21 protein-coding genes and 1 other annotated feature are annotated in these 21,420 nt (G+C 52.1%); of the genes, 20 read left to right on the top strand and 1 reads right to left on the bottom strand.

All coding sequences use genetic code 11. The features are described from left to right. The first annotated feature begins 9 nt into the window (after positions 1-9). The 9 genes from GT1_RS08090 to GT1_RS08050 all read left to right on the top strand — a co-directional run bounded on the left by GT1_RS08090 (position 10) and on the right by GT1_RS08050 (position 9,695). A complete protein-coding gene (locus GT1_RS08090; protein ID WP_075756169.1) occupies positions 10-459 on the top strand; it encodes an ACT domain-containing protein in 450 nt (149 codons plus the stop codon). A gap of 350 nt (positions 460-809) precedes the next feature. Beyond that, positions 810-1,046: a binding site (T-box leader), on the top strand. Between the two features lie 62 nt (positions 1,047-1,108). After that, complete coding sequence (ilvN, locus tag GT1_RS08085; protein ID WP_075756168.1) at positions 1,109-1,651, top strand: acetolactate synthase small subunit; 543 nt, start codon at positions 1,109-1,111, stop codon at positions 1,649-1,651. Beyond that, entirely contained in the window at positions 1,632-2,624 is a 993-nt protein-coding gene (gene ilvC, locus GT1_RS08080) for a ketol-acid reductoisomerase (protein ID WP_075756167.1), read from the top strand. Before ilvN ends, ilvC begins: the two co-directional genes overlap by 20 nt. A gap of 51 nt (positions 2,625-2,675) precedes the next feature. Continuing rightward, the gene (locus tag GT1_RS08075) at positions 2,676-4,220 is read left to right on the top strand and encodes a 2-isopropylmalate synthase (protein ID WP_075756166.1); all 1,545 of its coding nucleotides are present in this window, start codon (positions 2,676-2,678) and stop codon (positions 4,218-4,220) included. Between the two features lie 5 nt (positions 4,221-4,225). Next, a complete protein-coding gene (leuC, locus tag GT1_RS08070; protein WP_223226121.1) occupies positions 4,226-5,491 on the top strand; it encodes a 3-isopropylmalate dehydratase large subunit in 1,266 nt (421 codons plus the stop codon). Then, entirely contained in the window at positions 5,491-5,985 is a 495-nt protein-coding gene (locus GT1_RS08065) for a 3-isopropylmalate dehydratase small subunit (RefSeq protein ID WP_188398362.1), read from the top strand. The genes leuC and GT1_RS08065 overlap by 1 nt, the downstream gene beginning before the upstream one ends. Before the next feature lie 112 nt (positions 5,986-6,097). Beyond that, positions 6,098-7,168: a 3-isopropylmalate dehydrogenase gene (gene leuB, locus GT1_RS08060; RefSeq protein WP_188398281.1), complete on the top strand. Its 1,071-nt coding sequence runs from the start codon at positions 6,098-6,100 to the stop codon at positions 7,166-7,168. Between the two features lie 10 nt (positions 7,169-7,178). Next, positions 7,179-8,840 (top strand): biosynthetic-type acetolactate synthase large subunit, encoded by a 1,662-nt coding sequence (ilvB, locus tag GT1_RS08055; RefSeq protein WP_376742002.1) that lies wholly within the window; start codon positions 7,179-7,181, stop codon positions 8,838-8,840. A 90-nt stretch (positions 8,841-8,930) separates the two neighbouring features. Next, entirely contained in the window at positions 8,931-9,695 is a 765-nt protein-coding gene (locus GT1_RS08050; protein WP_188398279.1) for a sulfite exporter TauE/SafE family protein, read from the top strand. Between the two features lie 23 nt (positions 9,696-9,718). Here GT1_RS08050 and GT1_RS08045 read toward each other — a convergent pair whose 3' ends face one another. Then, positions 9,719-10,678, bottom strand: a complete 960-nt coding sequence (locus GT1_RS08045) for an ABC transporter substrate-binding protein (protein WP_188398278.1) — start codon at positions 10,676-10,678, stop codon at positions 9,719-9,721. A 450-nt stretch (positions 10,679-11,128) separates the two neighbouring features. Here GT1_RS08045 and GT1_RS08040 point away from each other — a divergent pair, with 450 nt between their 5' ends. The 11 genes from GT1_RS08040 to GT1_RS07990 all read left to right on the top strand — a co-directional run bounded on the left by GT1_RS08040 (position 11,129) and on the right by GT1_RS07990 (position 21,390). Next, positions 11,129-11,317 (top strand): Com family DNA-binding transcriptional regulator, encoded by a 189-nt coding sequence (locus GT1_RS08040; protein WP_188398277.1) that lies wholly within the window; start codon positions 11,129-11,131, stop codon positions 11,315-11,317. Between the two features lie 137 nt (positions 11,318-11,454). Beyond that, positions 11,455-12,156 carry a TonB family protein gene (locus tag GT1_RS08035; RefSeq protein ID WP_188398276.1) on the top strand — a complete coding sequence of 234 codons (702 nt, stop codon included), beginning with the start codon at positions 11,455-11,457 and terminating at the stop codon, positions 12,154-12,156. A gap of 32 nt (positions 12,157-12,188) precedes the next feature. Further along, on the top strand, positions 12,189-13,163 hold the full coding sequence (locus GT1_RS08030) for an ABC transporter substrate-binding protein (RefSeq protein ID WP_223226120.1): 975 nt from the start codon (positions 12,189-12,191) through the stop codon (positions 13,161-13,163). Further along, complete coding sequence (locus tag GT1_RS08025; RefSeq protein WP_188398275.1) at positions 13,163-14,167, top strand: iron ABC transporter permease; 1,005 nt, start codon at positions 13,163-13,165, stop codon at positions 14,165-14,167. The genes GT1_RS08030 and GT1_RS08025 overlap by 1 nt, the downstream gene beginning before the upstream one ends. Continuing rightward, on the top strand, positions 14,164-14,970 hold the full coding sequence (locus GT1_RS08020) for an ABC transporter ATP-binding protein (protein WP_188398274.1): 807 nt from the start codon (positions 14,164-14,166) through the stop codon (positions 14,968-14,970). The genes GT1_RS08025 and GT1_RS08020 overlap by 4 nt, the downstream gene beginning before the upstream one ends. Then, positions 14,927-15,715, top strand: coding sequence for an ABC transporter ATP-binding protein (locus GT1_RS08015; protein WP_223226119.1), 789 nt, complete (start codon positions 14,927-14,929; stop codon positions 15,713-15,715). The genes GT1_RS08020 and GT1_RS08015 overlap by 44 nt, the downstream gene beginning before the upstream one ends. Continuing rightward, positions 15,712-16,449, top strand: a complete 738-nt coding sequence (locus GT1_RS08010) for an ABC transporter permease (protein WP_188398273.1) — start codon at positions 15,712-15,714, stop codon at positions 16,447-16,449. Before GT1_RS08015 ends, GT1_RS08010 begins: the two co-directional genes overlap by 4 nt. Before the next feature lie 21 nt (positions 16,450-16,470). Continuing rightward, on the top strand, positions 16,471-16,998 hold the full coding sequence (locus GT1_RS08005) for a flavodoxin family protein (RefSeq protein WP_188398359.1): 528 nt from the start codon (positions 16,471-16,473) through the stop codon (positions 16,996-16,998). Positions 16,999-17,046: 48 nt separating this feature from the next. Further along, positions 17,047-18,417: a heme anaerobic degradation radical SAM methyltransferase ChuW/HutW gene (gene hutW, locus GT1_RS08000; protein WP_223226117.1), complete on the top strand. Its 1,371-nt coding sequence runs from the start codon at positions 17,047-17,049 to the stop codon at positions 18,415-18,417. Positions 18,418-18,511: 94 nt separating this feature from the next. Next, positions 18,512-20,503, top strand: coding sequence for a TonB-dependent siderophore receptor (locus tag GT1_RS07995; protein WP_188398271.1), 1,992 nt, complete (start codon positions 18,512-18,514; stop codon positions 20,501-20,503). After that, positions 20,503-21,390, top strand: a complete 888-nt coding sequence (locus GT1_RS07990; RefSeq protein WP_188398270.1) for a ChaN family lipoprotein — start codon at positions 20,503-20,505, stop codon at positions 21,388-21,390. Before GT1_RS07995 ends, GT1_RS07990 begins: the two co-directional genes overlap by 1 nt. Positions 21,391-21,420: the final 30 nt, after the last annotated feature.

Raw genomic sequence — 21,420 nt, 5'->3', positions numbered from 1 at the left:
AGGTACAGCATGATTATTCAACAATTGTCGCTGTTTTTGGAAAACCAGCCTGGCAAACTGGCAGAAGTCCTGGGTGTGCTTCATGCTCATGGGAGTAATATCCGGGCAATGTCGGTTGCCGATACGGCGGATTTTGGGATTTTAAGAATTATTGTTAATGAGCCGGAAAAGGTACAACAGATATTGCGCGGTGCCGGTTTTACGGTTAAGGCTACACCGGTGTTAAGTATTGTGTTAAGCGATACGCCGGGGAGCTTGTTCGAACATGTCAGTAAGCTAAGTGCGGCCGGAATCAATGTTGAATATGTGTATGCTTTTGCGGCTACTTCGACAGATACTGCACGGGTGGTCTTAAAGGTTGATAATTTGGAGCTGGCCGAACGTTTGATTGCCGGTGAAGGCAAGGCGACCGAACCGTACCGGGAAGATGCGGGTGCTACCCCTAACTTTTACTGGTAATGTCTGCTGCGGATTACAAAAAGCGGGATTGCTTCGCGCTGCTTGCAGTGATTGTCCATTGTCACTGCGAGCGCCGGCGTGGCAATCCCGCTTTTACAAATAACTGCAAAACCTAAAAAAAACTCCTTGACAAAACACATTAGTCCTGGCATAATGTATACAGAATTACATTATGCGTAAGGAAGTGCGTCTAGGGTTCCGCTGATTGACAGGACTGGGCCGAGCGACGCAGAGCACATTAAACCGTGTGCTACACCGTGAGAATAAAAGACTCTGCGGAAAGTTTCTTATTTTTTACAAGTGAGACTTTTTGTGCAGGGTATTTTTATAACCTTTTTGCGCAAATAGTGATAATAGTGATGATTGGGAGCAAGCTTAACATCCTGCCCAGAGAGCCGGTGGCTGGTGTGAACCGGTGCAGTGGTCTAAGCAATACTCGCCCAGGAACTCTGCTGTTGACCTGCGTATGTATTATATGCAATACGCACTAGACAGTGGCGGTACCGGCCGTTATCCGGTAGCCATGAATAACGTCATGGCTAAATGAGCCCAAAGTAGGGTGGTACCGCGCGTTTAGCGCCCCTATGGACAGATTGATATGTCTGCCATAGGGGCGTTTTATATTTTAAAACTTTAAGGAGGAGCATACATGGAGGTGGAAGTTGTGCAGTCTAACGTTCTTTCGGTATTAGTACACAATCAACCCGGGGTGTTGGTCCGAGTCGCCGGTATGTTCTCGCGGCGGGGCTTTAACATCGACAGTCTGACCGTAGGTGTTACCCAAGACCCCGAGTATTCCCGGATAACAGTAGCCGTCCGTGGGAATCATGCATTTATTGACCAGGTGAAAAAACAAATCGAAAAGCTGGTGGAAGTGGTAGCTGTGCAGATTTTGCCGCCTGATCATTCCGTTTTTCGGGGGCTGGCGCTGCTTAAGGTTAAAGCCGGCGACAACCGCTCCGAAATCCTTAAGCTGGCCGAAGTTTTCCGGGCTAATGTAATCGATATCTCAGGCAGCACCATCACGCTGGAAGTAACCGGTGAGGATAGTAAGATGAATGCCCTGACAGAGGTTCTGGCCCCTTACGGACTGTTGGAAACCATCCAGACCGGCCTTGTAGCGCTGGAACGGGGGGAAAATACAATATATGAACATGAGGAGAGAAAAAATTATGAGCAAAATGTATTATGAACAAGATGCCCGCTGGGAACTTATCCAAGGAAAAACAGTAGCGATTATTGGTTATGGCAGCCAAGGCCATGCCCATGCGCTTAACCTGAAAGATAGTGGCATTAAAGTTATTGTCGGTCTTCATGAAGGCAGCCAATCGGCAGCCAAAGCCCGCGAAGACGGTCTGACGGTTACTGATGTGGCCCAGGCAGTAGCTAATGCCGATGTCACCATGATTCTTATTCCTGATGAAAAACAAGGCAAGGTATATGCCGAACAAATCGCCCCGAACCTGAAACCCGGTTCTGCTCTGGCGTTTGCTCATGGCTTTAACATTCACTTCAGCCAAATTGTTCCTCCTGCCAATGTGGATGTATTTATGGTTGCGCCGAAAGGACCAGGACATCTGGTCCGCCGGGTATTTACCGAAGGTAAAGGCGTTCCCTGCCTCATGGCCGTGTATCAGGATCATAGCGGCAGCACCCAGGACCTGGCATTGGCGTATGCGAAAGGCATCGGCGGCGCCCGGGCCGGTGTACTTGTTACCACCTTCAAAGATGAAACCGAATCCGACCTTTTTGGTGAACAGGCCGTACTGTGCGGCGGGGTAACCGAATTAATTAAAGCCGGTTTTGATACCCTGGTGGAAGCCGGTTATGAGCCGGAAATCGCTTATTTTGAATGTTTGCATGAAATGAAGCTGATTGTTGACCTCATGTATGAAGGCGGCATGGCCAAGATGCGTCATTCTATCAGTGACACTGCCGAATATGGCGATTATGTAACTGGATCGAGGATTGTTACTGAGGAAACCCGCGCCGAAATGAGACGGATTCTGGCTGAAATCCAAAACGGTACCTTTGCCCGCAACTGGATCGTGGAAAATCAGGCAAACCGCCCGATGTTCAATGCCAAACGCCGCCAGGAAGCAGGCCACAAAATTGAAACCGTTGGCAAAGAACTGCGTCAAATGATGTCCTGGCTGCAAAAATAACTCTCCTTTGGAGTCAGTAAATATTAAATAATGAAAGCGAGGTAATGTGACATGGAAACTCGGAGCATTCAGATATTTGATACTACCCTCCGTGACGGCGAACAAACGCCTGGAGTCAGTTTGCAGACAGAAGAAAAGGTGGAAATTGCTCTAGCACTGGCCAAACTTAATGTTGATGTCATCGAAGCCGGGTTTCCGGTTGCCTCGCCTGGTGATTTTGAGGCAGTGAGCCAGATTGCCGCCCGGGTCAAAGGCCCGATCATTGCCGCGCTGGCCCGCGCCAACGAAAAAGATATTGAAACTGCGTATAAGGCTGTCCGCAAGGCCGAGCGGCCAAGAATTCATACCTTTATTGCCACCAGTGACATTCATCTGGAGCACAAACTCAAACTGACAAGAGAACAACTGCTGGAACGGGCCGAGCAAGCTGTGCGTTATGCCAAAGACAAGGTGTCTGATGTTGAATTTTCAGCAGAAGACGCATCCCGCTCTGACTGGGATTTCCTGTGTCAGGTGTACGAGCGGGTCATTGCAGCCGGTGCTAACGTCATCAATGTACCTGATACTGTAGGCTACACCACGCCGGCTGAGTTCGGTGCGTTGATCACTTATATCCGTGAACATGTACCCAATATTGATCAGGCAACTATCAGCGTGCACTGCCATGACGATCTTGGCATGGCGGTGGCGAACTCGCTGGCAGCGGTTGCCGCCGGTGCCGGACAGGTGGAATGTACGGTAAACGGTCTGGGAGAGCGAGCAGGCAATGCTGCCATGGAAGAGCTGGTTATGGCGCTTAATACCCGCCGCGAATACTATCATGCTCTGACCAATATCAATACCCGGCAGATTTACCGGACCTCCCGTCTTGTCAGCACCCTGACAGGTACTGCCGTACCGCCGAATAAAGCGGTGGTGGGCGACAACGCTTTTGCTCACGAATCGGGAATTCATCAGCACGGTATGTTGAATAACCCGCTGACTTACGAAATTATGAGCCCCGAATCGGTAGGCGTCAGCCGCAGTGCGATTGTTCTTGGCAAGCATTCCGGCCGCCATGCGTTTGAAGAACGCCTGAAATATCTGGGCTATGAGCTTGACGCCGATGCCATTAATCAGCTGTTTGTCAAGTTTAAGGATTTGGCTGACCGCAAAAAGATGGTATTTGATAAAGATATTGAAGCCCTTATTGTCGAAAAGGCAGCTGTCCGGCCGGAATGGTATACGCTGGAATATCATCATGTAGCCAGTGGCAACAAGATGGTGGCGACCGCTTCGGTGCAGCTCAGGACAAGTGCGGGAATCTGTGAAGCCGCCAGCTGCGGCACCGGCCCGGTAGATGCTGCTTTCAAGGCCATTGAGCAGGCCGTAGGCTTCCCTGTCGGCCTTCACGACTACCAACTGAAAGCGGTAACCGGCGGCGAGGACGCGCTGGGGGAAGCCACAGTATGGATTGAACAGGATGGCCGTACCTTTAGCGGCCGGGGTCTTTCCATCGATGTTATCGAAGCAAGTGCTAAAGCTTATGTCAATGCAATAAACAAAATGCTGGCTGTTTGCGGGTTTCCCGACATTCAGCAGGCTGCTGGGAGGTAATGTATATGGCCAGACCTATGACGATGACGGAAAAAATCTTTGCTGCCCATGCCGGTTTGCCGGAAGTGCAGCCAGGCCAATTGATTGAGGCCAAACTGGATCTGGTGCTGGGTAATGATATTACAACACCGCCGGCTATCAAGGAATTTGAGCAAATCAGTGACAAAGTTTTCGATAAAGATAAAATTGCGTTGGTGCCTGACCATTTTACGCCCAACAAAGACATTAAATCAGCCGAAATGGCCAAGACCATGCGCGAATTTGCCAGAAAACACAATATTACCCACTACTTTGAAGTGGGGCGCATGGGGATTGAGCACGTATTGCTGCCGGAGCAGGGCCTGGTGGCTCCTGGTGAGATTATTATCGGTGCCGACTCACATACCTGTACCTACGGTGCTGTTGGCGCCTTTGCCACCGGGGTCGGCTCGACAGACATGGCATGCGCCATGGCAACCGGCGAGACCTGGTTCAAAGTGCCGGCAAGCATTAAGGTAGAACTGACAGGCAAGCTGGCTAAATGGGTGTCAGGTAAGGATGTTGTTTTAAAGCTGATCGGTATGATTGGTGTTGACGGCGCCCGTTACCAGTCGCTGGAGTTTGCCGGTGAAGGCATCGCTTCCTTGACCATGACCGATAGGCTGACAATTGCTAATATGGCGATTGAAGCCGGAGCCAAAAACGGCATTTTTCCGGTAGATGATGTTACCCGGCAGTATCTGGACGGACGGGTTAAAAAGCCGTATACACCGGTGGCTGCCGACCCGGATGCCGAATATGTCCGGACGGTGACGATTAACTTAAGTGAGCTTACACCGGTGGTTGCCTTGCCGCATTTGCCGGAAAACGTCCGGCCGGTAAGTGATATGGCGCCCACGCCGATCCATCAGGTGGTTATCGGTTCCTGTACCAATGGGCGGATTGAAGATTTGGCGCAGGCTGCGGCCATTATTGACGGGCATCAGGTGCATGAGGATGTCAGGGCCATTATCATTCCCGGCAGTCAGGATGTATATTTGGAAGCTGTAAAATTAGGTTATGTTGAAATCTTTGTCAAAGCCGGCGCGGTTGTCAGCACACCAACCTGCGGACCTTGCCTGGGCGGGCATATGGGCATCCTGGCTAAAGGCGAGCGGGCGGTGGCCACTACTAACCGCAATTTCCGCGGACGGATGGGGCATGTCGACAGTGAAGTATATCTGGCCGGTCCGGCGGTGGCGGCGGCAAGTGCCGTATTAGGGCGAATTGCCGGCCCAGAGGAGGTAGCATGATGAGGTTTTCCGGAAAAGTATGGCGCTATGGCCATAATGTGGATACCGATGTAATTATTCCGGCCCGGTACCTGAATACGGCTGATATGAAAGAACTGGCAGCCCATGCCATGGAAGATATCGACCCTGAATTTGCCGGCAGGGTACAGCAAGGTGATATTATTGTAGCCGGCAAGAATTTTGGCTGCGGCTCGTCCCGGGAACATGCGCCAGGGGCGCTCAAGGCCGCCGGTGTTGCCTGTGTGGTGGCCGAAAGCTTTGCCCGCATCTTTTACCGCAATGCCATTAATATTGGCCTGCCGCTGATTGAACTGGGGGAAGGCGATATTAATATCAAGGCCGGCGACATGCTGGAGGTAGATTTGGCTGCCGGGGTTGCTAAAAACGCAAATACCGGTGAAAGCTTCACCGTACCTGCGCTGCCTGGCTTTATTCAGGAGATTGCCCAGGCTGGCGGCCTGGTTAGCTATACAAAAAAGAAATTAGAGAAATAACAACTAAAAGAGAGATTGCCTCGTACTTTCACGCAATGACCGGCTGTAGAGCCTCCCTGCGGGAAGACAGTGTGGCAATCTCTCTTCCCAAAATGGGTTAGGGAGGGTAACCATGAGCAAGCATATTGTAGTTATTCCCGGTGACGGTATTGGTGCGGAAATTACCGCTGCAGCGCTGAGTGTGGCGCAAGCGGCTGCGGCTAAATGTGGATTTAGTTTTACCTATGAAAGCAAGCATGCCGGTGGGGCCGCCATTGACGAATATGGCGTGCCGCTCCCGGAGGAAACGGTAGCGGCCTGCCGCAAGGCCGACGGCGTGTTGTTAGGTGCTGTCGGCGGTCCGAAATGGGATCATGTCGCGCCCGAACTCAGAGCGGAAAAGGCCATTCTGGGTTTGCGCAAGGAGCTTGGACTCTATGCGAACCTGCGGCCAATTAAAGTGTTTCCGGCACTGGCCAATCAGTCGCCGTTAAAACCGGAGATCGTCAGTGCCGTGGATATTCTTATTGTCCGCGAGCTGACCGGCGGCATTTATTTTGGCGACCGTCAGGAGGCGGTTGTGGTTGACGGTGTGGAACAGGCCTGGGACAAGGAAATGTACAGCCGGCCTGAGATTGAACGCATTGTGCGGATGGCCTGCCGGGCGGCTCTTGGGCGCAAAGGCCGGGTCATGTCTGTAGATAAAGCCAATGTATTGGCGGCATCCCGCCTGTGGCGCAAAGTGGCTACCCTGGTGGCAGCCGGTTTTGATCAAGTGAAGTTAGAGCATATGTATGTGGACAATTGCGCGATGCAGCTGGTGCTGAATCCGGGCAGCTTTGATGTAATTGTTACCGGTAATCTGTTTGGCGATATTTTAAGTGATGAGGCCGCGGTACTGTCAGGCTCTATCGGCTTATTGCCGTCAGCCAGCCTGGGAGACGGCACCGGCTTGTACGAACCGATTCATGGTTCGGCGCCTGATATTGCCGGCAAGGGGATTGCCAATCCGTTAGGAACCATTTTGTCGGCAGCCATGCTGTTCAGGTATTCACTGGAACAGGAAGCCGCCGCCGCCATGATTGAACAAGCCGTTGACCGGGTATTGGCTGACGGTTATCGCACGGCTGATATTTATCAGCAAGGCTTTACCAAGGTATCGACCGATGAAATGCAGCAACAAGTAATCGATAGATTGGGGTGATGTTATGCACATGACAGGCGCGCAAGCCATCGTTAAATGCCTGGTTAGAGAAGGTGTAGATACGGTATTCGGGTATCCCGGGGGAACCATTTTGCCGCTGTATGACGCACTTTATGGCTCACCTGTCCGTCATGTGCTGACAGTACATGAGCAGGGAGCCGCCCATGCTGCTGACGGGTATGCCAGAGCCAGCGGCCGGGCAGGAGTATGTATTGCCACTTCCGGTCCGGGGGCTACCAATCTGGTGACAGGTCTGGCGGCTGCTTTTATGGACTCCATACCGGTAGTGGCTATTACCGGGCAGGTACAAACCAGCCTGATAGGCCGTGATGCCTTCCAGGAAATTGATATTACCGGTATTACTATGCCGATTACCAAACATAACTTCCTGGTCAAGGACAGCGGCAAGCTGATAGAAACCCTGCGGCGGGCCTTTGCCATCGCCCGCTCGGGACGGCCCGGACCGGTGCTGGTGGATATACCGCGTGACATTCAGAGCAATACTTATGACTTTATTGAGTTTGACAGCGAATATCAGCGGCAGACGCTTGTCAGGCAGTCGCCGGATTTGCCGGAGCTTATCGCTAAAGCGGCGGCTGCCGTCAGCGCGGCTGAGAGGCCGGTTATTATTGCGGGCGGCGGCTGTATCAGCGCCAATGCTGCCGGCACCCTCACCCAGTTTGCCGAGCAGTGCGGCTTGCCGGTAGTCACCACCCTGATGGGCATTGGGGCATTGCCCGGAACTCATCCCAACCATCTGGGCCTGACAGGTCTTCATGGGCTGAAATCAGCTAATCAGGCTGTACACGAGGCCGATGTGCTCATTGTTACCGGCAGCCGCTTCAATGACCGGGTAACCGGTGACCGCGCCAGCTATGCCGCCGGTAAAACCATTATTCACATTGATATTGATCCGGCGGAAGTTCACAAAAATGTGGATGCAAGTGTGCCGCTGGTTGGTGAAATGAATGCCATCCTTACAGGCATCTGTCAGGCAGTAAAGCCGGCAGAACGGCCAGCCTGGTGGGAAACCATCCGCAAGTGGCAGGCCATGTATCGTGAGACTGCCGGGGCGGCATTCACCGCAGAGGAGATTATGGGCGAGCTCAACCGCCAGTTGGGCGACAAAGGGGTAATCTATGTAACCGATGTTGGCCAGCACCAGATGTGGGCCGCGCAGAAACTTTCGGTAAATAGTCCACGCGGGTTTCTGACTTCCGGCGGTCTGGGGGCCATGGGTTTTGGTTTGCCGGCGGCAGTGGGAGCGCAACTGGCAAGGCCGGATAAACGGGTGGTCCATATTGTCGGTGACGGTGCACTGAAGATGACCGGCTGTGAACTTTATACGGTAACGGCAGAGGGTCTGCCCATCATTTCCATTGTGATTAACAACCACAGTCTGGGTATGGTCAGACAACTGCAGCACTGCTTTTACGGGCAGCGTTATTCGGCTTCGCTGCTGCCTACGCCGATGGACTTTTCGGCTTTTGCCGCTGCCTTCGGCATTCCGGCAGCTGTGACCAATTGCCGGGAAGAATTCAGTCAGGCGGTTGCCGCCGCCTGGGAACGTCCGGGTCCGTCACTGATTGTGGCCAATATCGCCACCAACGATTTGGTTACGCCGATGATTGCTCCGGGCGGAACCATGGATGCCTATGTGGAGGTAAAATAAAACAAAAGGGCTATTGCGCTAAGTAAGCCCAATAAAAAATAAAAGGCGGCAGCCAGCAGCCGTCTTTTATTTTAATAGTGAGGAAAATATATGTTGATTATTTTTGTAATGTTCATCATGGGACTGATGCTTGGCTTCGTTGGTGCCGGGGGAGCGGGAGTCGTCATTGCGGTTTTATCCGTAGTGTTCGGCATCCCGCTTCATACCGCATTGGGGACATCTCTGGGGGCGATGGTGTTTACAACAGTTTCAGGCACGTACAGCCATTACCGGGAGGATAATGTTGTTGTAAAATGTGGGGTTGTTGTCGGCATGTTTGGCGCAGTAGGTGCACTTTTGGGTGCACAGCTCGCTGGTTTGCTCCCAGCCGGTGAGCTAAAATGGCTGACCGGCGGTATGCTGTTTCTATCGGCTTTCTTGCTTGCAATCAGGGTTTATTTCCCGGAATGGATAGAATCCTTTGCGAAAGGATTCACGGCGCCAACCGGGGCTCGGTATTGGGGGGCCGCCAGCGGGGTGGGTATCGTCTCGGGAATTATGTCCGGTACCTTCGGGATAGGCGGTATGCCTTTTATTTTAATTGGGCTGTTAACTATTTTCAACATGCCGGTTCACCAAGCGGCAGGCACAACCATGCTCATTTCTTTACCTATTGCCCTTTTCGGTGGAATAGGTTACCTTATTAACGGTCATTTGGCTTTTAGCTTATTAGCTAAGGTTATTGCCGGACTGATGACCGGAACCTATATCGGTGCGAAGTTTACAAGACGGTTACCTCCCGTTATTTTGAAAACTACCATGGTAACTATTCCGGTGATCGGTGGACTTTTATTGCTATTCGGAACAGTACGTTAATCCATATAACTTCATGACCTTCATCAGTAAGGAGGCTCAGGATAAAATAAATTTGACAGGAAATCTATGGCCATATCCGCCCGGCTGGCCGGATTAACCGCAAACAGCTGATAGGGCAATTGATATACCTGATTTTGCTGCACGGCTTTAAGCTTTTGCCAGGCAGGGTGAAGCATGAGTTCATTGCGGATTTTATCGCCAACCTTAGCTTCATCGCTGTGATTAATCAGCAAAATCAGGTCCGGATCGGCTTGCAGTGCAAATTCCAGTGTTAGCGGCGCATACTGTGTGGCCGGGTTATCGCTGTCAACAGCCACATTAAGTGCATTGAGGCGGCTGATGAGATCGCCGATAAAACTGTTGGGCAAGGCCATATACAATTTCTCCAGCGAGCCCCAGACAGTGAGTACCCGGGGCGAGGGTTTATTTTTGCTTCTTTCCTGGGCCTGCTGTAATTTGCTGTCCAAGCGGTCAATTACCTCGTTGGCTTGTCCGGGGCGGTCGGCTAATTCGCCGTAAAAGCGCAAGGCCTGGCTGATTTCCTGGAAACTGTCCAAGCGTTGGAAATATACCGGTATACCGGCTTTCTCCAGGGTCGAGAGGGTTGGCTGTTTTACATGAGTATCGGCCGCCAATACCAGGTCAGGCTTTAGGGCAATGATCTGATCAATATTCGGGCAGGGGGTTTCACCAACCTCCGGGACATCTTTGATTTTTTCCAGCAAATCAGAAGGCAGGGCCGTGGTGCTGGGCCGGCCGATTAATTGTCCGCCGGCAGCATAATACAGATCGACATTGGAGGGATTGAGCGCGACCAGGCGCAGGGATCTTCCCTTTTTTATTGTTTGCACTAAACGGCATTTAGGGCACTGAATCTCAACATATTTTACCCGGCCTTTAAAAAGCAGTCTGTTGCAGTTGGGACAACGGCATTCGCTGAAGCCTGCCGTATTTACTTTACCGGTGGTAGGCTGTGTTTTCATGCGATTACTCCTTTTTGCTTAAATTTACCAGGATACGTATGACGCACCTTTGCCGGCGCAAGGCTCAGCTTCCCCCATGAGGAGCGGAAGCGGTTAACGGCTAAAACAAATAAGCTCCGCGTGAAATACTATTTCATCGCGGAGCTCGAGGCTCTCTTTTAAGAATCATTCTCATTAATATTATAAAAACAGGAAGACCTTTTTGTCAAGAATAAATGGTAAATAAAGAGGTGTACAGCCGGCCAAGCTATGGGATTTTTCCGGCGATAGAGGTATAGTAATAATAATAATTTTTTTTGCTTAATTTTCTCAGAAAGCTGTTGACTTTGATAATCATTATCAATATAATGGTTATAGAAGAGAGCCTGAGAGCTCCGTGCACCTTAAGACCGGGCACGGAGCTTTATTTTCGATACAGGGGTATTCTATCAATCTATTGGAGTGGTGCACATGGAGACTAAATTAAATAATTTGCGACCGCCAAAATCAAGATTGCCGGAAGTCCGTTGTTTTCGGTGCAATCGACTATTGTTTCGCGGCATTGCTGAAGATGTTGAAATCAAGTGTTCGCGTTGCGGTGTTGTTCAGAATATCGGCAAATCCAGCCAAGAATCCGGGACAAAGATCAGCAGTTGGTAAATGAGGAAGCGTAACACAATTTAGTCTACATAATCTTCAGAGAGCCGAGAGCTCCGTGCGGGTAGTATTGCACGGAGTTTTTTTATTGCCGGACAAAGCGGGAGTTGCGGCGTGTTTTATTGAAGTGAGGTGATTAGATGACCTATGGCATGTGTTGGTATAAGGCCTTTAGTTTATCTTGTGTCGTTCATTTGCTCTGCGGCATTTTACTGGTAGCGGTGCTTGGCAATATAGATTCCCAGCCGTTGCCGGAACGGCAGATGCTTATTGAGCTTACGGCCGTGGAGGGCAGCAGCAGTCAAAGCAGCGAGCCTGCGCCTGCGGTTTCCCCTGCCAGCCCGGAGGAGACCCAAGCAAAGCCGGTTGTTTCCCGTCCGGCAGTTAGTTCTGTGGACAGACAAGTGGCTGTCCCGCGTGCCGGACATGCATTGGCGGGAAGTGAAAGTCCGGTTGTAACAGCAGCGGTTGCCGGAGTCGCCGGTGGCGTCGGTAAAAGCACTGCAGCAGAGCCTGTTGCCGGCTTGGGCTCTGGGAGGGCTGCTGCCAAGGCGCCTGGCGGCGGGGAGCTTGACAGTATTATTAATGCGTTTCTCCAGCAAATTGAAAAACGCAAGGATTACCCTTATATGGCAAGGCGCCGGGGTCAGGAAGGAACGGTCACGGTGGCGGTACGTTTGAATGAGGTTGGTGAACTGGCCAGTGTACAGGTGCTGCGTTCCTCAGGGGTGGCTGCTCTGGATGAGGCCGCTCTGGCGCTGGTGCGGAAGGTTTGTCCGTTTACCCATAACACCGGGCAAATGATTGCCATGAATATTCCGATAGACTATCAAATCGAATGACAGCATGACAAATGCAGAAATGAGGGGAAAATATGGGTCAAACTATTACTAAACTGACACTTGGCCTGCTGGTTGTATTGCTGACTGCCTGTGCATGGTTTTTATGGAAAGGCCAGTCACAGCCCGCAGCCAGTCAGGCGCCCGAGCTCTGCCGTGTAACCGACAGCGCCGGCAGGCAGGTGGAAATACCCCGCCGGCCGGCACGGGTAATTGTCCTGAACGCTTCCAGCCTGGAGTTATTTTACGCTGTGGGAGGGACGGTGGTTGGGCGCCCCAGTACCGAAGCTTTGCCGCAGGCGGTGAAGGAGGCGGTAGCGGCCGTGCCGGCTGTTGGCAGTACGCCGAATCCCAACCTTGAGCAAATTGTTACTCTTAAGCCTGATTTAATTTTGGGGGTTAACATGCCCTTTCATCATAACCTGATTCCGGTGCTGGATAAGGCGGGGATTCCCATTTTGCTGCAGTCGCTGGAAAACTATCAGCATATTATCGATACCTTGCAGTTTTATGGGGATTTAGCAGGAAAGCCGGAACAGGCTGCCGCCGTTATCGGCAAAATTCAGTCAAGATATGAAGCCATACTTGCTAAAAATAAAAACCGCCCCGCACCTAAGGTTGTCGTTATCTGGGGGTCGCCGGAAAGTTTCCATATGGCAACTTCGCGCAGCTTTACCGGTGATTTGGTCAAACGGCTGGGGGCTGTTAATCTGGGTGATCAGGGCGATGACGGCCAGAGTCATATGGGATATGTACCACTCAGTATGGAGTATATTGCCAAGCAAAACCCGGATAAGATTTTGTTGATCACCCATAGTCCTGATGATAAAGTAAGCGACAAATTCAGCAATGAACTGGCCAGCCATCCGGCATGGCGCGGGCTGAGGGCTGTAGCTAATAACCAGGTTCACCGGCTGCCGTACAAGCTGTTTGCCGTTAATCCCGGGACTCAGGTGGATGAAGCCTTGACTGTTCTGGCCGGTCATTTATATCCGGAGGTGGCTGAGTAGTGAGAGAATTGGCTGCAGATCCGCGGATGACCCGACGGGCGGTTATCAGTATTACCGGGCTGGCGGCCTTGGCTCTAGCGCTGTTAATTAGCATCAGGGTGGGTGCCGTATCTGTCAGTATGTCTGACATCTGGAATGTGTTTGCTTCTCCGGCCGGTACGGAGGTTTACCAGATTATTTATAATATCCGGATTCCCCGGGTGCTTGTCGGGGCTTTGACCGGGATAAACCTGGCACTTGCCGGCTGCATTCTGCAAGGTGTGCTGCGCAATCCGCTGGCCGACCCCGGAATTATCGGCGTGTCGGCGGGAGCCGGGCTGGCCGCTATGGCGGTGATGATTTTGTGGCCGGGGCTGACGGTGCTGGTACCGGCGATGGCTTTTGCCGGCGCTCTGGTGGCTGCCGCAATTGTATTTTTATTGTCCTGGGACCGGGGGGTGCGGCCGCTCAGGCTGATTTTGGCCGGTGTGGCGCTGGCCGCTTTTTTCGGCGGCGGCATGAGCGCGCTCATGGTCTTTCATTCCGATAAGGTTCAGGGGGTAGTCAATTGGATGGCCGGAGGCTTTCAGGGCCGCAGCTGGGATCATGTCAGTATGATTTTACCTTACAGTATTATCGGCATAGTGGGCGCGGTACTGTCTTACCGGTATTTGAACGCGCTGCAATTAGGGGACGATGTGGCTAAGGGACTGGGTATCAGGGTGGAATGGGCGCGGTTTTTGCTGGTGGTGCTGGCGGCGCTGCTGGCGGCTTCCGCAGTAAGTGTCGCAGGTCTGTTAGGCTTTGTCGGGCTGATTGTTCCCCATATAACCCGCATGCTGGTGGGGTCTGATTTCGAGTATTTGCTGCCCTGCGCGGCAGTGCTGGGCGCTACGCTGGTAGTAGCCGCCGATACGGTGGCCCGTACGCTGTTCAGTCCGGTGGAAGTGCCTGTGGGAATTTTTATGGCCTTTCTGGGAGCTCCGTTCTTTATTTACTTGCTGCGAAAGGGGATGAGACGATGAACCACACTATGGAAGTGCGTGCCGCCAAGCTGGGTTATGGCCATAAGGTAATTGCGCCGCAGCTGGATCTGGTGATTGACAAACCGGAAGTAATCTCGATAATCGGACCCAACGGTTCGGGAAAATCGACACTGCTGAAGGCGTTGAGCCGGTTGTTGCCGCCGTTGGCCGGCAGTGTCCTCTTAGACGGCAAAGATATTCACTGCCTGCCGCCCCGGGAGGTGGCCCGGATTATGGCAATTCTACCCCAGACGGTACACGCCCCGGGGGATATGACAGTCAATGATCTGGTGGCATATGGGCGGATGCCTTATAAAAAAATGTTTGAACAGCTGGCAACCGCTGATCAAGCCTGTATGGCCGAAGCACTGGCAGCTACCGGCATGCAGGCAATGCAGCACTGCCGTCTGGACAGCTTGTCAGGCGGTGAACGGCAGCGGGCCTGGCTGGCCATGGCGCTGGCCCAGCAGCCCCGCCTGCTGCTGCTGGATGAACCGACCACTTACCTGGATCTGCATCACCAGCTGGAATTAATGAAACTGGTTCGCAAACTGCATCAGGACCGGCAGCTTACGGTTGTCATGGTATTGCATGATTTGAATCATGCGGCCCGCTTCAGTCAGCGGATTATCGCCATTAAAGACGGCCGGATTTTTGCCGACGGCTCGGTAAAAGAAGTATTTACCGCTGAAAACCTGCGTTCCTTGTACGGGGTTGAAACCACGGTGATGACGGTTGAACAAGGAGGTAGTTCACATCTTGTCTGTTTCCCGCACGACACTTGCCTCGCACCGGGAGCCTGAGGCCGCCCTGGTTCTGCACAGGCTTGCCAAAGCCTATGATAAACAGCAGATATTGCGCGGTATCTCCTTAACGGTAGCCCAGGGAGAAACCTTTGGCCTGCTTGGCCCTAACGGTGCCGGCAAGACCACGCTGATGAAGCTGGTTGCCGGACTGAGCCGTCCTGACGGTGGTCAACTGACGCTGTTTGGCCGGGATGGGGGCGGGGAACGGCTGGGCATGAAACAAAGTATTGCCCTGGTGGCCCAGGAAAATAATCTGGAACGTGAGTTCACGGTGCAGGAGGCATTACTTACCTATGCCAGGCTGTATGGGGTTGCCAAACCCCGGCAGCGGGTGGAACAGCTTGTATATAAGTTCAATTTGACAGAGCTGTGCAGCAAGCGGGTAGGCGTTTTATCCGGCGGCATGGCCCGGCGGCTCTTGATTGCCCGGGCGCTTTTACCCGAACCCCGGCTGCTGCTGTTGGACGAGCCGACAGTCGGGCTTGACCCGGATGTCAGGCAGGATATATGGGCTATGATCCGGGGACTGGCGGCTGCCGGCACCACTATTTTTATGACAACTCACTATATGGAGGAAGCCGAACAGCTGTGCCAGCGGGTGGCCTTGTTGAAAGCAGGGCAGATTGTTGCTGTTGATACACCGGACGGGATTAAGCGACTGGCTGACGCTGAGTCCGGTAATGATAAGAAAACGACACTGGAAACCGCCTTTCTCCGTTTAATCAGGGAGGGGCAGGCATGAACGGCTGCTTTGCTGTATACTGCCGGGAGATGCTGTTAATGCAGAAAAAAATCGGCAAGCTGGGCTATGTTTTTTCAGCAGTGATGTTTCCGGTTATCTACTTATTTGCTTTTGGCCTGGGGCTGGGCTCCCGGGTTGAGGTCAGCGGCGGCTATGTACCTTTTTTGACTACCGGAATTGTCAGCCTGACAGTCATGCTCAACTCTTTTCAGCAGACCGCCCTGTCGGTAAGTGCCGGGAGATTATATTTCCATACCTTTCAGACGGTTTTTTTAAGTCCGGTGCCGGCGCTGCAAATTGTCGGCGGTATTGTCCTGGCAGGCATAACCCGTGGGGTATTAATGGGTGGGCTGGTATATAGTGTCGCCTGGCTGGCGTTTGCTGTTCCGGCACTGTCCGGCATTGCCGTAATCGCCATACTGTTATCGGCTTTTTTCTTTGCTGCGCTGGGAGTTGCTTTGGGCTTAGCCATTGCCGATCCGGACGACATATCGCTTGTTAATAATTTTATTATTACCCCCATGATTTTTTTCTGCGGTTCGTTTTTTCCTGTTCAGAATCTACCGCCCGCTTTGCAAACCATTGTCTCGGTTTTGCCGTTAAGCCTTGCCAACAAACTGATGCGGCTGCCGGCCTGGGACAGTCAGGCTGCCGCCAATACAGCAATATTGGGGTTAATGGGCCTGGGATTGCTGCTCTGGGGGGCACGGGGGTTAAAAAATTATAGTGAATAAAAATTTACGGGAGGCTTTATGATGAAGACGTTAATTGTTTACTCAAGTTTAACCGGGAATACCAAGCTGGTGGCAGAAGCCATCCATGAGGTTTTTGGTCCGGAAGCCGGCTTGTTTCCGGTGGAGACAGCGCCGTCACCGGCAGATTATGATTTTGTGGCAGTTGGCTTTTGGGTGGATAAAGGAACTGCTGATAAAAAAGCTCAGGAGTTTCTTAAGACCATTGAGGGCAAGCCTGTTTCCTTATTTGCCACGCTGGGCGCCTATCCCGATTCCGAGCATGCTGCTGACAGCCTGAAGAATGCCGCCGCATTCCTGGATGCCAGTAACCAGTTGGTGGGAACGTTTATCTGCCAGGGAAAAATTGACCCCCGTTTAATAGAACAGTTTAAGAAAATGCCGGGAGATCATCCGCATGCTGTTACACCGGAGCGGCTGGCGCGTTATGCGGAAGCTGCCAAGCACCCTGATGCCGGAGACTTGCAGGCAGCACGGGCGGTATTTACCGATATAAAAATAAAACTGCTGCAACCAGCCGGGGAAAAGTGAGGTGACTGCCGCTTGCGAGGAAACAGATTAAACCAAATTTTGACTGCTATGGATTCCGAACAATATGCTCTGACTGTTGGCACTGCGGCCGGTGAGCCGCTGACCTCCGCCTTTGAAAAACGCCGGGTGGTGCATGCCGGCGTCCGCGGCAAGCCGCTGCTGCCAGGCAATTGGCAGAGTACCTGGCAGTCGTTGCTGAAACAAAAAGTAAAACCGGAACAGCGTGTTGCCTATATTCATATCCCGTTTTGCCGGCAGCGCTGCCTGTATTGCGGTTTTTTCCAGAATTACTCGAATGAGGAAATGGAAACCCTGTATATTGACAGTCTGGTTAAAGAGCTGCAGCTGAGTAAAGGCAGCCGCTATCTGGACAGTGGACCGGTCAATGCCGTATTTATCGGCGGCGGAACCCCGAGTACCCTGGCGCCGCAAAATGTTTCCCGTCTACTGGGGGCGATTCAGGATTGCTTGCCGCTGGCCAATGACTATGAGTTAACACTTGAAGGGCGGATTAATGATTTGGTACCGGCCAAAATAGAAGCCTGGCTGTCCCATGGGGTAAACCGCGTTTCCATCGGTGTTCAGTCCTTCGATACCGGCGTGCGGCGTGCGGTTGGCCGCATGGATGATACGGAGACCATTTTGGCGAAGCTGGAGCTGCTGTCAGGCTATAACCAGGCGGCCGTGATTATCGACCTGATGTATGGGTTGCCTCATCAAACCGGTGAAGTCTGGGCCAACGACATCCGGTTGCTGAAGCTGGCGGCCATTGACGGACTGGACTTATATCAGCTTAATATTTATCCGAACAGTGCTCTGCGGCAGGCGATTACTGCCGGGAAACTGCCGCCGGCTGCTACCACCGCCGAGCAGGCCGAAATGTTTGCCCTGGCTGAGGCTACTTTGTCGGCCGGTATATTTTCCCGGCTCAGCAACTGCCACTGGGGAAAAACCACCCGGGAGCGCAGCCTGTACAATACCCTTACCAAGGCGGGACATAATGTCATTCCGTTTGGCGCCGGAGCCGGCGGCAATGTCGGCGGTGTAACCATGTTTTTGCACCGGAATATGGCTGCTTATATCAAGAGTATTGAGGAAGGGCATAAGCCTGTTGCCGCGATGGCGCTGCAGCCTGAGGGCAGTGAGCTTCATAATATGGTTGTCGGCCAGCTGGAGCGGGGATATTTAAGTCTGCCCGTCCTGGCAAAACACTATGGGGCCGTTGTCTGGGAATTGGAAGCCCTGCTGGATATTTGGGAGTCACGTGGCCTGCTTAAGCGCCGGGCCGACCTTGTCCGCTTAACGGTGGCCGGACAGTTCTGGCATATGAATATTACGCAATCGGTATTAGAATGCCTGCATGCCCTGCTGGACGGGGACCATTCGGTGGAAGTGGAGCCGATCGCCGCCCAGGGCTGATGCCGGGAACATAAGAGAGCCTGTGAGCTCCATGACGGTTTATATCGCATGGAGTTTTGTTATTTTTATTTTAATTATACGAGGAGTTGTGGCGATGAAAAACGTGTTTAAAAATCCCGGGAAGCTGACGCTGCTGAGCCTGTCGGTGTTAACCGCCCTGGCCATGCCGGTCTATGCGGAGGAACAGGCCGTCGATACCCGCAATGTGACGATCACAGCCACCAGAACTGAGCAGGAGATTAAAGAAACCCCGTCGGCTGTTGAGGTTATTACCAGAGAGGATTTGGACAAAATCGGAGCGCATACGCTGGCCGACGCCTTGCAGCTGGCTACCAGCATCAATGTTTCCGCCCCGGCCATGGCTGGCAGTGAGGTAACCGTGCGGGGGATGTCGACACGGCACTCACTGATTCTGGTTAACGGCAAACGACTGATTTCGGAAGCCAGCTATGCGACTGCCAATTCGTATGAGCTGGAACGGATCAAAATGGAGAATATTGAACGGATTGAGATTGTCCGGGGACCGGTCAGCTCTATGTACGGGTCGGATGCCCTTGGGGGGGTAATTAATATCATAACCCGCAAACCGGAGAAGGAGGAATTTACTTTTTCCTTCAGTCCCCAGCGCTACAGTGACAGCATGAGTGACGGTCTGGACAATTATTTTCTCCGCTATGACAGCGGCAAGCAAGGCAAATGGTCCTGGATTGCCAGCGCCGACCGGACGAAGAGTGATATCATAGAAAATGACGACGGCACCAGCCAAAATCAATTCGGCCGCCGGGATAATTTTAACCTGGAGGGTACCTATGATTTAGCTGATAATACCTTCCTTGATGTCTCTGTTGATATATTGCGCGAGGACTTGAAGGCGCGCCAAACCACAACCGCGGGAGCTCCGCGCAATGACAAGTATGATAATACCCGGGACCAATACAGCCTGGGACTGCGCGGCAAAATGAAAAACGGTGATTATCAAATACGGACCTATTACGGGGAGCAGGAAAAAGTCGACAAAAACTTTTTAGCCAGCAACGGCGACTTAACCGGCTTCGATGTTTACAAACGTAAAAGCTGGACCCTGGAAGGCCATGTTTCCACCCAGGTTGCGGATAACCATCTGCTGACAGCCGGCGGGGAAATCCGGCAGGAGAAATACCGGGGAACGCGACTCGGCACCGGTGGCAAAAACATTTTTGACATCACCTACGGCAATATTACCAAACAAGGCTCGGAAGCCGATATCGATTATTCGGCCATTTATGTGCAGGATGAGTGGCTGGTCAATGACCGCCTGCTGATTATTCCTTCGGTACGGTATGACGACAGCGACCTCTTTTCCGGCAATGTCAGTCCCAAGCTGGGTATGACCTACAAAATGAGCGACCATTCCCGTTTAAAGCTGAATGTCGGCAAGGGCTTTAAAGCTCCCAGCCTGGACGACATGTATATGGAAATGACAAAAGTAATGGGTGGTATGACAATACATGTAACCGGCAACCCTGATTTGAAGCCGGAAAAATCCACCAGCTATGAGCTGGCTCTTGAAGGGGAGAGAGGCAATACCTTCGGCAAAGTAACCTATTTTGTCAATGATGTAAAAGACCTTATATCAACGAATACGGTGACAACTTATAACCCGATAACAGGACGACCGATTCGTATGGACTCAGAGTACTTAAATGAAGACAAGGCCGACATTGACGGTGTGGAATTTGAAATTGGCCGCAAGCTGACTGACAAGCTAATGCTGAAGCTCAACTACACCTATCTGGATGCCACCGGGACGACCGGGCAGCGGCTGGAAGGCCGGGCCAAGCAGCAGGGAACGGTACAGCTGCATTATGACAATACCCGGGAAAATGGCATCAGCGCGGTGTTATGGAACGAGTGGAAGAAAGATTACTTATATTCCTCCAAGGAGGATATTCATAAAACCTACAATTTATGGAATGTATCGGTTAATAAACAATGGAATGACACTTTCAGCAGCCAGCTTGGTGTAAAAAATATCTTTAATAAGAAGGACGATCACCTGCATCTACTGGGCTCCATGGTTCATGCCGGCATGACCTTTAAATTCTGATGAGTATAATAAAATATATTGTGGCGGTGATATTGTTGCTGACAGCGCCCACCACTGTGCAGGCGGCTCAGGCCGATTACCGGGTTTATACCGCCGCCGGCCAGGAAACAACCATCAAAGCAATGGCCGGACTCATTCAGCAGTATGATGTCCTGGTGTTCGGGGAGTATCACGATAATGCGGTTTTGCATGCACTGGAGCTGGAACTGCTGCAGCGTACCTTTGCCCATCAGCCCAAGCTGGCTGTATCGCTCGAGATGTTTGAGCGTGATGTGCAAGGTCAGCTTGACGACTATCTGGCAGGCCAGATTACTGAACAGGAGTTTCTGGCCAAGTCCCGTCCGTGGAATAATTATCAAGAAGCCTACCGGCCGTTAGTGGCGTTTGCCGGCGTTAACTCGCTGCCGGTCATTGCGGCCAATATTCCCCGCACACTGGCGGCACAGTATGCCAAAACCGGATCGCTGGCACAACTTGCACCAGAGATGACGGGTTACCTGCCGCAGCTTCATCTTACCCCGGACGGGGAATACCGGGAACGGTTTATCGCCCACATGACTGAAATCGGTAAAATGGGAACAATGCCGGTCAGCCCGGATAAGCTTGAAGATTATTACAAGGCGCAGTGCCTGAAGGATGATACGATGGCAGAGAGTGTTGCCAACTACCGTCAGGCCCATCCGGAGTATAAAATTATCCATTACCAGGGTGATTTTCACAGCAAATGGCGGCTGGGAGTCGTGGAAAAGCTGCAATTATTACAGCCGGATTTGCGGATAGCCGTTATTACGCCTGTTTATCTGGAGGATTCTGCTGATATACCCGACCTGTTGAAACAACATCAGCAGGCAGGCGATTGGATTGTGTTTGTACACCGGCAGCCTTGAGAGGCATTATAATTGGTAATGTTAGTAAGT

Origin of the sequence: Sporomusa sp. GT1 (assembly GCF_014634905.1) — a bacterium.
Lineage (GTDB): Bacteria > Bacillota > Negativicutes > Sporomusales > Sporomusaceae > Sporomusa > Sporomusa sphaeroides.
This window is presented reverse-complemented; position numbering and strand designations above follow the sequence as displayed.